The 12,566-nt window shown below is 72.3% G+C and carries 9 protein-coding genes; 5 read left to right on the forward strand and 4 right to left on the reverse strand.

The annotated features are described in order from the left end of the window. The first annotated feature begins 194 nt into the window (after positions 1 to 194). On the forward strand, positions 195 to 638 hold the full coding sequence (locus tag ACFPQ9_RS27495) for a metallopeptidase family protein (RefSeq protein ID WP_125528256.1): 444 nt from the start codon (positions 195 to 197) through the stop codon (positions 636 to 638). A gap of 47 nt (positions 639 to 685) precedes the next feature. On the opposite strand, the gene ACFPQ9_RS27500 is transcribed toward ACFPQ9_RS27495, so the two are convergent. From ACFPQ9_RS27500 to ACFPQ9_RS27510, 3 genes are all read right to left on the reverse strand, one after another. Next, entirely contained in the window at positions 686 to 2,215 is a 1,530-nt protein-coding gene (locus ACFPQ9_RS27500) for a DUF5719 family protein (RefSeq protein ID WP_380858770.1), read from the reverse strand. After that, positions 2,212 to 5,883: a glycosyltransferase family 2 protein gene (locus ACFPQ9_RS27505; protein ID WP_380858773.1), complete on the reverse strand. Its 3,672-nt coding sequence runs from the start codon at positions 5,881 to 5,883 to the stop codon at positions 2,212 to 2,214. Before ACFPQ9_RS27505 ends, ACFPQ9_RS27500 begins: the two co-directional genes overlap by 4 nt. Positions 5,884 to 6,129: 246 nt before the next feature. Continuing rightward, positions 6,130 to 6,393 (reverse strand): WhiB family transcriptional regulator, encoded by a 264-nt coding sequence (locus ACFPQ9_RS27510; RefSeq protein ID WP_010986447.1) that lies wholly within the window; start codon positions 6,391 to 6,393, stop codon positions 6,130 to 6,132. 650 nt (positions 6,394 to 7,043) lie between these two features. On the opposite strand from ACFPQ9_RS27510, the gene ACFPQ9_RS27515 reads away from it, so the two are divergent. From ACFPQ9_RS27515 to ACFPQ9_RS27530, 4 genes are read left to right on the forward strand one after another with little or no spacing between them, the layout of a single operon-like run. Next, on the forward strand, positions 7,044 to 7,538 hold the full coding sequence (locus ACFPQ9_RS27515; RefSeq protein ID WP_380858778.1) for a cysteine dioxygenase: 495 nt from the start codon (positions 7,044 to 7,046) through the stop codon (positions 7,536 to 7,538). A gap of 34 nt (positions 7,539 to 7,572) precedes the next feature. After that, entirely contained in the window at positions 7,573 to 8,532 is a 960-nt protein-coding gene (gene cofD / locus ACFPQ9_RS27520; protein ID WP_380858781.1) for a 2-phospho-L-lactate transferase, read from the forward strand. After that, complete coding sequence (locus tag ACFPQ9_RS27525) at positions 8,529 to 9,860, forward strand: coenzyme F420-0:L-glutamate ligase (RefSeq protein WP_380858784.1); 1,332 nt, start codon at positions 8,529 to 8,531, stop codon at positions 9,858 to 9,860. Before cofD ends, ACFPQ9_RS27525 begins: the two co-directional genes overlap by 4 nt. Before the next feature lie 59 nt (positions 9,861 to 9,919). Further along, the gene (locus tag ACFPQ9_RS27530; RefSeq protein WP_380858787.1) at positions 9,920 to 10,921 is read left to right on the forward strand and encodes a DNA-3-methyladenine glycosylase family protein; all 1,002 of its coding nucleotides are present in this window, start codon (positions 9,920 to 9,922) and stop codon (positions 10,919 to 10,921) included. 560 nt (positions 10,922 to 11,481) lie between these two features. On the opposite strand, the gene manB is transcribed toward ACFPQ9_RS27530, so the two are convergent. Beyond that, a complete protein-coding gene (gene manB / locus ACFPQ9_RS27535; RefSeq protein ID WP_380858790.1) occupies positions 11,482 to 12,564 on the reverse strand; it encodes a mannose-1-phosphate guanylyltransferase in 1,083 nt (360 codons plus the stop codon). Positions 12,565 to 12,566: the final 2 nt, after the last annotated feature.

The following is a 12,566-nucleotide window of genomic DNA, read 5'->3' on the forward strand; positions in this document are numbered from 1 at the left end:
CAGAACCGGTCACTACTCACCACAAAACCCATCATTTACCTCGACTTCGACGGTCTCGGAGAGATACGGAATCGAGCCCAAGCTTGGCTGGAATGGTCATCTGCCGACATGCCGTACGGACCGGAGGGACGCCGCTCCCGCCCGGGCACCACGATCGGACACGTGCCTGCCGCGAGGACTACCCTTCATCAGTGATGGACACCCCTGTACCGCCCCGTGCCGCCGGCCCCGGGCCCCGCCGTCGTGATCGCCACGGCCGGGGCATGCGCGGCCCGATCGCACCACCCCAGGTCCCCCTCGCCGCCAGCCGCGCCGATGTCTTCGCGGACCTGGTGCAGGACTCGGTGGAGCGCCTCGAACGCCGCTGGCCGCAGCTGACCGACATCGATTTCCTCGTCCTCGAGGTCCCCCGCCTCGACGGCCGGACCTGGAACGACGAGGCGGTCCCCCTGGGCGGCACGATCGCCGCCCGCGAGGGACGCCCCGCGCGCGTGGTCATCTACCGCCGCCCGGTGGAGATCCGCACCAAGGGCCGGGACGAGCGGGCGGCGCTGGTCCACGAGGTGGTCGTGGAACAGGTGGCGGAGCTGCTGGGCCTCACGCCGGAGACGGTCGACCCGCGCTACGGCGAGGACTGACGGCCACCCGCGCCACCGCCACTACTTCTTGCCGGACCGGCAGGTCCTCACTTCTGCAGGACCGACAGGTCCTCGTCCGCCTCGGGCACGGCCACCATCCCCCGGTCGTCCGGCAGCGTCTGCACGGTGAAGCCGGACACCCCGTTCTCCGACGACGTCAGCGTGCGGGAGGCGTACACCGGCCCGCCCGACACCGTCTCGACCGTGAGGGCGTACGTGCCCTTCAGACCGTTCGGGACGGGCAGCTCCACCTCCTGGGTGGTACCGGACTTGACCGTGTACGTCTTCGACACCGCCGCGCCGCCCTCGCTCCCCGCCGACGCGGTGACCTTGATCTCCGCCGCACCGGACGGCGCCGTCACGGACAGCGTGGAGCCCTTCTCGCGGTTGTCCACGACCGTCGCGCGCGTACCGACGGCACGGCCGGCCGGGATGAACGCCGTCTCCTGCTTGGCGCCCTTTCCGCGCACCACCCGCAGCGCCGCGACCACGGGCACGGAGTGGTCCGAGGGCGTCAGCACGAGGGACCCCGGCTCGCCCCGCATCACGTCACCGAGATCCACCGCGCTGGTCATCCCGCCCTTGACGTGCAACGTCTCGTTCCCGGCGGGCGTGATCGACCCGGTCGGCGAAGCGAGCCGCACCTTCAGGTCCGCGTCCTCCTCCCCCGGCGCGAACACGACCAGCCGCACGGCCGTGGCGTCCTTGGGGATACCGGGCAGCACCAGGCTGCCCGTGGGATCGACGGACGCCGCGAGCCAGTCCCCGCCGAGCTTGTCGTCCAGCGCCTGCACCGAGGCGCCGACCCGACCGCTGCGCACGCTCACGTGCACGGTGACGTTGTCGGCCTTCTCACTGGTGAGCGTGGACAGGAGTATCGGCTCGCCGGAGTGCGGCTGGACCGTAATCCCCTCCCCCACCGTGGTCTCCAGGGCCCCGTCCTTGCCGTACAGCTCGATGTCGACGACCGCGGCGGAGTCGTCGGGGTTCGTCAGGTGCACGTAGTCCGTGCGGTCGGGAGCCGTGCTGGCACCCGGGAACCAGAACTCGGTGTCCGGCGCGGTGCAGTTGACGCCCTGGAGCCCACGCCCGGTGCCCGCCGCTACCTGCGTGGTCTGCTGCACGGTCCACCCGGGCGCGAACTTCCCGTCGGCGGTCCCGACGAGCGCGGGCGAGTCGGCGCCGGAGGCGTCCTCGCTCACCGGCTTCCCCGGCTCCTTAGCCGCTAGGACGGGCTTGTCGGCGGAGGCTGTCTTGCCGCCCTTGCCGGACTTCTCGTCCTTCTGGTCCTCGCTGTTCTTGCCGCCGGCTCCCGACTCCTCGCCCGCGGGCAGCAGTTGCGCCTTGCCGTCGCCCGCCGTGCCCTTGGTGACCGGCGTGAACGAGGTGTACGTCGTCTCGGCGAGGTCCGAACTGCTCGGCGCCGGACACACCAGACTCGTACGCTCCACCGGCAGCTCGGCCGCCGCCTTCGTGGGGCTCGCACCGGACGCGTCCGGTGACGTCAGCGCCGCGAACCCGGTGACGGCGGCGAGGGCACCGACGCCGGCGATGAGGGACAGGGTGGTGCGGTTCACTGCTGGCTCCCGTCGGAACGCTCGCTGCCGTGCTGATGCTGCTGCGCCGGGTCGTACGTGGCGTCGTAACCCTGCTGGTACGTCTGGTCGTACGAGGGGTCGTACGACCCGTCCTGTGCCTGCCCGCCGTACGCGTACGGGTCGTACTGGCCGCCCTGGTACGGATCCGCCTGATACCCCTGGTCGTAGGCGCCGCCCGCTGGATACTGCCGGCCGGCCTGGCCGCCCTGGTACTGCTCGCCGCCGTAGTCGCCGTAGTCGGCGCCGGCGTAGCTGGGCGTGTCCCACTCTCCGTAGGGCGGCTGCTGCGGGATGGGAGTGGACGGCGCCTGCGCGGGAGGCGGCGGGAACTCGCCGCCCTGGCCCCCTTCTTCGGCCTCGGCCTGGGCGCGCAGCCGGCGGGCGCGGCGTCCTTCGCCCGCCATGGCCTCGGCCGGGACGGGGGTCTCCTCGGGCAGGTCGTCGTCGATGTCACGGCGGCGTCCGGGCAGTGCCATCACGACGAGCACGAGCGCGAGGAAGCCCTGGATCCACAGCCAGGCGGTGTGGCCGATCGGGTCGTCGTAGGTGACGTCCAGTCTGCCGCCCTCGGCGGGCAGCTCGAAGCCCTGGGCCCAGTCGTCGATCGTGGTCCGGGCGAGCTCCTTGCCGTCGAGCGTGGCCGTCCAGCCGTCGTCGACGCTGTCGGCGAGCCGCAGCACTCGTCCGTCGGAGCCGGCCGGGATCGTGGTGTGGATCTCGACGGGCCCGGCGGCGACCGGTACGGGCTCACCGGCCGCGCTGCCGGAACCGGACCCCGCGACGATGGCCGCCCGCGACACCTGGCGGTCGATCCGCCACAGCGCGCTGCCGTGCTGCTGGCTCAGCCGCGACAGTCCCGGCGTGGCGTCCAGCACGCGCGTGACGTCGCGCGGTGCGCCCTTGTGGACGAGGACGTAGCGCACGGCGAACGCGCCCAGCTGGTCCGCCTGGTCGGCGCCGGAACCGGCGACGAGGTTGGCGACGATCTTGTCGAGCTTGGCGTTCTCCCCGTCGGCCACGGCCAGTTCGGCGTCGCCGAGGCGGGCGCCGGAGCCGCGCACGAGCATGTAGCCGACGTGGGCCGAGGAGTCGCTGTCGAGGACGAGGGTGCGGGCCTGGTCGCGGGTGCCGCTCTCCTCGGCGACGAACGCGGGCACCTGCACGGGGTCACGCCGCTCCAGCGGTCCGTCGGCACCGCGGATCATCCAGCCGGCGGCGACGAGCAGCGGGCCCGCCGCCGCGGTGAAGGCGATCAGCGCGGCGACCGGCTGACGCCAGCCGAAGCTCTGCTCGGCCACACGCGAGCGTGCCCCGTCGGCGCCGAGCAGGGCGGCGGCCAGCAGGGCGATGCCGTAGACGAGGGTCGCGGGGCCGGCCCAGGTGGAGCTGTTGGACAGGACCGCGAAGACGAAACCCAGCAGGGCGACCGCCCAGGCCGTCCGGATGCCGAGCTGACGCTCGGAGCGCAGCAGGGCGGCCAGCGCGGCCAGCACGACGCCGATCAGCATCAGTCCGCTGACGGTGCCGGGCCCGCCGGGGCTGGCGCCGAGCAGGTCCAGGGCGGACGCGGTCGAGGCGCCGTACTCCAGACCGGCCTCGCGGAAGAAGCCGAACGGCAGCAGCGACAGCGACCAGGGCGCGAGCACCAGCAGGGGCACCCCGAACTGGGCCAGGAAACGCAGGCCGTACGCCGTGATGTCGGTGCGCCGGACCGCGAGCAGTCCGATGCCGAGGAGCAGTGCGATGGGCCAGATGATCGGCGTGAAGGCCGTGGCGATCGTCAGCAGCAGGGCGTAGGCCCAGGTGGCGCGCCAACTGCCGCGCGCATCGGAACTGTTCGCCAGGCCACTGGCCGCGATGCCCGCGCGGGCGATGAGCGGCAGCAGGATGGCGAGTACGGCGGTGCCGATGCGGCCGCCGGCGAGGGCGCCGGTGGCGGCGGGCAGGAAGGCGTAGACGACGGCCGCCCAGGCGCGCAGCAGACGCGACTCGACGAGCGGGCGGGAGGCGAAGTAGGCGGTGAATCCGGCCAGCGGCACCGAGCAGACCAGCAGCACCGTGACCGCGAGCCCGGTCGAGCCCAGCAGGGTGGAGGCGAGCATCGCCACCAGCGCGAGGTACGGCGGCGCGGACGGGGTGCCGCCGGCGCCCACCGGATGCCAGGAGTCGAGGTAGCGGGACCACAGCTCGGCGGATTCGGCCGGGGCGGGCAGCAGGGCGCCGCCCGCGAGCGCGCCGCTGCCGAGGAGCTCGCGGCAGGCGATGAGCGAGACGAACAGCAGCACCAGGAAGAGCACCGGGCCGGGCTTGCGGGCGACGCGCTTGAGGCGCGCGAACTGTTCTATCTCCAGGAAGTCCGCGTCGTCGCCGCCGGGTCCGGATTCGACGGCGCTGCCGTGCCGTCCCGCGCCGGAGGTCACCTCGGGGTCGGAGCGGCCGACGACGCTGCTCGCGGCCTGTTCGACGGTGGCCCGCACGGTCGCGCCGGGCGGCGGGAACAGGGCCCGCATCTCGGCCTTGTCGATGACGGGGCGCCCCCGCCTGCGCCGGCCGGCGATGATCCGCTCGGGGCGCAGCAGGGTGCCCATGAGGCCGCGGATCTCGTCGAGGGCCTGTCCGGGGACCTTGCCGACGAGGTAGGCGAGCGTGCGCACGACGGTGCCGAGGACGAGGCGCAGCAGCACCCAGGGCAATACGGCGGTGCGGGTGTTGACGAGCAGGGTGTAGACGGCGCCGGCCTTGTCGACCTTGTGCGGGGAGGCGGCGGTGCGGCCCACGCAGTCGACGGTGCGGCGCTCGCGGGACGATGCCTCGGCGTGCCGTACGACCGCCTCGGGGGCGATGAGGACGCGGTGCCCGGCGGCGGTGGCGCGCCAGCACAGGTCGACGTCGTCCCGCATGAGGGGCAGTCGCCGGTCGAAGCCGCCGAGCTCCTCGAAGACGTCGCGCCGGATGAGCATGCCCGCGGTGGACACGGACAGCACCGGGCGCACATGGTCGTGCTGGCCCTGGTCCTGTTCACGGCGGTCCAGGCCGGTCCAGCGGCGGCCGGAGTTGGCGATGGTGACGCCGACCTCCAGCAGCTGGCGGCGGTCGTACCAGCCGCGCAGCTTCGGGCCGACGACGGCGACGTCGTCGCGCCCCAGCTCCTGCTCGTTCTCCACGACGCGCAGCAGCTGGGCCAGGGCGTCGGGTTCGGGGGCGCAGTCGTCGTGCAGGAGCCACAGCCACTGGACCGGTTCCCCGTGGGGGAGTTCGGGCATGTCGTAGGCGTCGTCGCGCCAGGTGCGCGTGACGGGGTCCCAGCCGCTGGGGCGTTTGAGATACGTCAGCTCGTCCGGGGTGAGGAGGGGGGCGGTGCGGTTGGCCTCCTCGACGGCCTGGCCGAATCCGGTGCGCCGCGCCAGGTGCAGTACGCGGTCGGCGCCCAGGGCGTCGGTGACCAGCTGCGCGGAGGTGTCCGCGCTGCCGGTGTCGGCCGCGACGGCGAACTGGACGGGACGCTCCTGGCCGAGCAGCCCGGCGAGCACGTCGGGCAGCCAGCGGGCGCCGTCGTGGGAGACGAGCACCGCCGTCACCACATGACGCGGGAACTCAGGTGTGGCAGCGGAGTCGTGCTGGGCTGCCGTGTGGCTGTGCACGGACATCGAGGTACGGGCCCCGGTTCGATGGACTGCGGTGGACGCCCGTGCCCCGAGGGGACACCGGGGCGTCTCGGACGAGCGACCACACTATCGGCTGGGCATCACGGCGGCCCGCCGCCTGTGGATAACCCACCTGCGACGGGCCGTTCGAGACCTGTTCGAGACGTATGTGCGTGGGGCCGCTCGGTCCTGCGGCCGGGCCCACGACCGGCCGGACGACCGGTGTGCGGTCAGACGGCCGGTGTGCGGTCAGATGGCCGCCTTCTTCAGCCGTCGGCGCTCCCGTTCGGACAGACCGCCCCAGATTCCGAAGCGCTCGTCGTTGGCGAGGGCGTATTCGAGGCACTCGGAGCGGACCTCACAGGCGAGGCAGACCTTCTTGGCCTCGCGGGTGGAGCCGCCCTTCTCAGGGAAGAAGGACTCGGGGTCGGTCTGGGCGCACAGCGCGCGCTCCTGCCAGCCGAGTTCCTCGTCCGCGTCGTCGACCAGCAGTTGCTGCACCAGCTCGGTCATGTGCGCCCCTCGTCTGTCTTTCGCGTCCCCGTGATGCGGCCGTTACCGATTCCGGCTGAACGACACGAGTGAAATTACAAGTGTGCTGCTCCGGGCGAGTCAAGCCGAGATCTGCTATTGAGCCCCTTATTCACTCTGCGGAACCAAGGCCTAGCGGAAAGTGTTCAAATCGGCATAAACCTTGACACGCAGACGAGACCCAGGAGGGCCCCCTGCCCTCCGCAGAGCCTGTACGGAAAAGGACGCCCAGAAGTTCGATCTCGTTGCACACACGCGCGGATGCGAACCGGATCACAGTCGGATCACAGGATCACAACGACGCCCGTGCGCCCGATTGTGCGCCATGTGTCCCGTCCACCTCATGAACAAACCTTTCGCCAGAGAGATGAACCGGATGAGGTGAAACATGTCCCACAGAGCGGGCGCCGAGTTGACACTGAAGGGTGTGAACCGCTGTCCTTGTGGGCATGCTCGCGAACTCGGCACTCACCTCGACCCGCACCGCCGGGTCCCACGGTGCTGCCCGCGCTCGCTGTAGCTGTTGTTGCTGTTCCAGCTGTTGAGCCCTACCTGCTCCAGCTGTAGGCCGAGCCGTCCGTCCCTCGGCTTCAGTTCCCTCTGACCTTCTTCACTGAGGAACCACCCACCCTATGAACAGCGACAGCGACCTCCAGATCGCCGGCGACATCCTCGAAGTCCCGCACCTCCTCCAGGCACCGCGCGAGCACCCGGCGACCGTCGCCGAGTTCGTCGGCCTGGCCCGCTCCATCGCCGCCGACCGCTCGCAGTGGGAGCACCTCGTCCAATACGACGCCACCACGCGCTGGTACCACCGGCTGCGCACGGGCCCCGGCTACGAGGTGTGGCTGCTGTCCTGGGTCCCCGGACAGGGCAGCGGCCTGCACGACCACGGCCCCTCCTCCGGCGTGCTGACCGTCCTGGACGGCACCCTGACCGAGCGCACGGAGCGCGGCACGCGCGTGTTGGCGGCCGGCGCCCAGCGGGTGTTCGCACCGGGCTACGCGCACGACGTGGTCAACGACGCGCTGGAGCCGGCGGTGAGCCTGCACGTGTACTACCCGGGCCTGACGGAGATGCCGATGCACACGACCCTCGCGTGCGAGGCACGTTCGGTGACTGCCTGACGCGTTGTCGTACCCGCCTGCAAGACTTGGGCCCATGCGCATTGTGGTTCTGGCAGGCGGCATCGGTGGTGCCCGGTTCCTGCGTGGTCTGAAGCGGGCCGTGCCGGACGCGGACATCACGGTCATCGGCAACACCGGGGACGACATCCACCTCTTCGGGCTGAAGGTCTGCCCGGACCTCGACACGGTGATGTACACGCTCGGCGGCGGTATCAACGAGGAACAGGGCTGGGGCCGGGCCGACGAGACCTTCCACCTCAAGGAGGAGCTCGCGGCGTACGGCGTGGGTCCCGAGTGGTTCGGGCTCGGCGACCGGGACTTCGCCACGCACATCGTGCGGACGCAGATGATCGGCGCCGGATATCCGCTGAGCGCGGTGACGGAAGCCCTGTGCGACCGCTGGCAGCCCGGCGTGCGCCTCATCCCCATGACCGACGACCGCGTCGAGACGCATGTCGCCGTCGTGGAGGAGGGCGAGCGCAAGGCCGTCCACTTCCAGGAGTACTGGGTACGGCTGCGGGCCTCGGTTCCCGCCGAGGCGATCGTGCCGGTCGGCGCCGAGCAGGCGAAGCCCGCGCCCGGCGTCCTGGAGGCCATCACCCAGGCCGACGTCATCCTCTTCCCGCCGTCCAACCCGGTCGTCTCGGTCGGCACGATCCTCGCCGTACCCGGCATCCGCGAGGCGATCGCCGACGCGGGCGTGCCGGTCGTCGGTCTCTCCCCGATCGTCGGGGACGCGCCCGTGCGCGGGATGGCCGACAAGGTGCTCGCGGCGGTGGGCGTGGAGTCGACGGCCGCGGCGGTCGCCGAGCACTACGGCTCCGGGCTGCTCGACGGCTGGCTCGTGGACACCGTGGACGCCGCCACCGTGGAGCGGGTCGAGGCGGCCGGGATCCGCTGCCGGGCCGTACCGCTGATGATGAACGACCTCGACGCCACCGCGCAGATGGCCCGCGAGGCCCTGGAGCTGGCCGAGGAGGTGCGGGGAATTTGACCGGCGAGCAGCAGGAAGCCCGGCCCGACGGCACCCCCGGCTACCGGGTGTGGGCGGTCCGCGGCATCCCCGAGGTCGCGCCGGGCGACGACCTGGCCAAGCTGATCGCGGCCGCCGAGCCCGGTCTCGTCGACGGGGACGTCCTGCTCGTCACCTCGAAGATCGTGTCCAAGGCCGAGGGCCGGATCGTGCAGGCGCACGACCGGGAGTCCGCGATCGACGCGGAGACGGTACGGGTCGTGGCGCGCCGCGGCCCCCTGCGCATCGTCGAGAACCGGCAGGGTCTGGTGATGGCCGCCGCCGGGGTCGACGCCTCCAACACCCCTGTCGGGACCGTGCTGTTGCTGCCCGAGGACCCGGACGCGTCCGCGCGGGCGATCCGCGAGGGACTGCGCGACACCCTCGGGGTCGACGTCGGCGTCCTGGTCACCGACACCTTCGGACGGCCCTGGCGCTCAGGGCTCACCGACGTAGCGATCGGCGCCGCCGGCATCCGCGTGCTCGACGATCTGCGCGGCGGCACGGACGCGCACGGCAATCCGCTCAGCGCGACCGTGGTGGCGACCGCGGACGAACTCGCCGCCGCCGGTGATCTGGTCAAGGGCAAGGCCGACGGGCTGCCCGTCGCCGTCGTGCGCGGCCTTGCGCACACCGTGACCGGGGACCACGGGGACGGCGCGCGGGCCATGGTGCGCGACGCGCGGGACGACATGTTCCGGCTGGGGACGTCGGAAGCGGTACGGGAGGCGGTGACCCAGCGCCGTACGGTACGGGCGTTCACGGACGAGCCGGTCGACCCCGGGGCCGTACGACGGGCCGTAGCCGCGGCGGTCACGGCACCGGCGCCTCATCACACGACACCGTGGCGGTTCGTGCTGCTGGAGTCGGAGGAGTCGCGGACGGGGCTGCTCGACGCGATGCGCGATGCCTGGATCGCGGATCTGCGGCGGGACGGCAAGAGCGAGGAGTCGATCAGGAAGCGGGTGCGGCGCGGGGACGTGCTGCGCAACGCGCCGTATCTGGTGGTGCCGTGCCTGGTCATGGACGGTTCGCACACCTACGGCGACACGCGGCGGGACGGCGCTGAGCGGGAGATGTTCGTCGTCGCCACCGGTGCCGGGGTGCAGAACTTCCTGGTCGCGCTGGCCGGGGAGCGGCTGGGCTCGGCGTGGGTGTCGTCGACCATGTTCTGCCGGGATGTGGTGCGCGAGGTGCTGGGGCTGCCGGCGGACTGGGATCCGATGGGGGCGGTGGCGGTCGGCCACCCGGCTCAGGAGCCGCGGGCGAGGCCGGAGCGGGATGCTGCGGCCTTTGTCGAGGTGCGGTGACCCACGCCGTCCAAGGCCTACGCTCGTAGAACACCTCCCCTCCCCCTAGGACCTCATCCGTGGCAGGACGTTTCTCCCCGCGGCCCACGCGTACGACCGTGCGCGGTGGGCATGTCGCCGTGCCCGGCGGGATACCGCGTCAGGCCGCGGCCGCCGGGCGGGTGCGGACGTGGGTGCCGGACGAGCCGCTCGATCTCGGGCTGGTGCTGGGGCCCTTGCGGCGCGGGCCGGGGGATCCGACGTTCCGGGCGATGCCGGACGGGTCCGTGTGGCGGGCGACGCTCACGCCTGCCGGGCCCGGGACGCTGCGGGTCGCGGCGCGCGGGGCCGAGGTGCGGGCCGAGGCGTGGGGACCGGGGGCCGAGTGGCTGCTGGAGGGATTGCCCGATCTGCTCGGGGCCGCCGACGATCCGTCCGTCTTCGTGCCGCGGCACCGGGTCGTGGCCATGGCCCGGCATCGGCGGCCGGGGCTCCGGCTGACGCGGACCGGGCTGGTGATGGAGTCGTTGATTCCGTCGGTGCTCGAGCAGAAGGTCACGACCGATGAGGCGTATCGGGCGTGGCGGTTGCTGGTACGGAAGTACGGGGAGCCAGCGCCCGGTCCCGCGCCCGGGCGGATGTGTGTGATGCCGGATGCGCGGACGTGGGCGTTGATTCCGTCCTGGGAGTGGCATCGGGCCGGGGTCGACAACAAGCGGGCGTCGACGATTCTGCGGGCCGTGCGGGTGGCCGGGCGGATGGAGGAGGCCGTGCGGATGGCTCCGGCGGAGGCGCAGGCCCGGTTGGAGTTCGTGCCGGGGATCGGGCCGTGGACATCGGCGGAGGTTGTGCAGCGCAGTCATGGGGCGGCGGATGCGGTGACCGTGGGGGATCTGCATCTGCCGGGGATCGTGGGGTTCGCGCTCGCCGGGGATCGGGATGCGGATGACTCCGTGATGCTGGAGTTGCTGGAGCCGTATGCGGGGCAGCGGCATCGGGCGGCTCGGTTGATTCTGCTGAGCGGGCGGGTGCCGGCGCGGCGGGCTCCGCGGATGCCGCGGGGGGATATCGGGCGGTTGTGAGGCCGTCCCCTGTCGCGGCACCGCCCCACCATTCCCTCGCCCCCGCCGCCCCTACCCGTCCCATCCTCCAGGGGCACCGCCCCTTCTACCCCACCCCTCCTGGGGCTGCCGCCCCAGACCCCGCATCGGCCTGAACGGCCTCGTCCTCAAACGCCGGACGGGCTGAGAGCGGCGAACCGGCGTTGAGAGGTGTGGCCCCAGGGGGTGGGTGGGTGTTGGGGATGGTGAGAGCTCGACCTCGAACGCCCGACGAGCTGAAGTGCGCGGACCCGGCGCCAAGAGGTGCACGCCACAGCGGGTGAGTGGGGTCCGGGATGGTGAGAGCTCGACCCCGAACGCTACGCGAACCCCCACGCGCCCGCAGTCGCCCACGGCGTTAAGGGGCCGTGTCGGGGGGTGTCCGCCCGCAGTGGCCGGCGTCAAGGGGCGGGGGCTTTCGAGGTGCGGCGGCCGCCGGACCGAGGACGGACACCCCCCGGCGCGGCCCCGACCCACCCACCGCCATAAGGCGCTACGCGAACCCCCCACCCCCCGGCCACAGGCCGCCGCAGGCATACCTCCTACAGATCCGGCGAGAACCGCACCGCGCCCGCCGGTATCCGGGCGTCGCACCACACCCGTGCGCCGTCCCGCAGCTCGTTGTCGGCGCCGATCACCGCGCCGTCGCCGATGACCGTGCCGGTCAGGACGGAGCGTTCGCCCACGCGGGCGCGGGTGCCGATGAGGGAGTCGGTGATGATGGCGCCGGGTTCGATGACGGCGCCGGGAAGGATCGTGCTGCCGAAGACCCGGGCGCCTTCCGCCACGAACGCGCCCTCGCCCACCACCGTGCCGCCGGTCAGCTTGGCGTCAGGGGCCACCCGGGCCGTGGGGAGGATCAGGCGGTCGCCGCAGCGCCCCGGGACCGCCGGGGACGGAGCCCGGCCCAGGACCAGGTCCGCCGAGCCGCGCACGAAGGCCGCCGGTGTGCCGAGGTCGAGCCAGTACGTCGAGTCGACCATGCCCTGGAGATGCGCCCCGGCCGACAGCAGGTCCGGGAAGGTCTCACGCTCCACCGACACCGGCCGGCCCACCGGAATCGTGTCGATGACCGACCGCCGGAAGACATACGCCCCCGCGTTGATCTGGTCGGTGACGATCTCCTCGGGCGTCTGCGGCTTCTCCAGGAACGCCGTCACCCGGCCCGTGTCGTCCGTGGGGACGAGCCCGTACGCCCGCGGGTCCGTCACCTTCGTGAGGTGGAGCGAGACGTCCGCTCCCGTCGTCTCGTGCGTACGGATCAGCGCCCTGATGTCCAGGCCCGTCAGAATGTCCCCGTTGAAGATCAGGACCGGGTCCTCGGGCCCCGAACGCAGTCGCGACGCCACGTTCCGGATCGCCCCGCCCGTACCGAGGGGCTCCTCCTCCGTCACGTACTCCAGATGCAGCCCCAGCGCCGAGCCGTCTCCGAAGTACGGCTCGAAGACCTCGGCCAGATACGACGTCGCCAGGACGATGTGGTCCACGCCCGCCGCTCTCGCTCTCGCCAACTGGTGCGTGAGGAACGGCACCCCGGCGGCCGGGACCATGGGCTTCGGTGTGTGCACGGTGAGCGGACGCAGCCGAGTGCCCTTGCCGCCGACCAGGAGGATCGCTTCTGTCACCT

Origin of the sequence: Streptomyces coerulescens (assembly GCF_042657965.1) — a bacterium.
Classification (GTDB): domain Bacteria; phylum Actinomycetota; class Actinomycetes; order Streptomycetales; family Streptomycetaceae; genus Streptomyces; species Streptomyces coerulescens.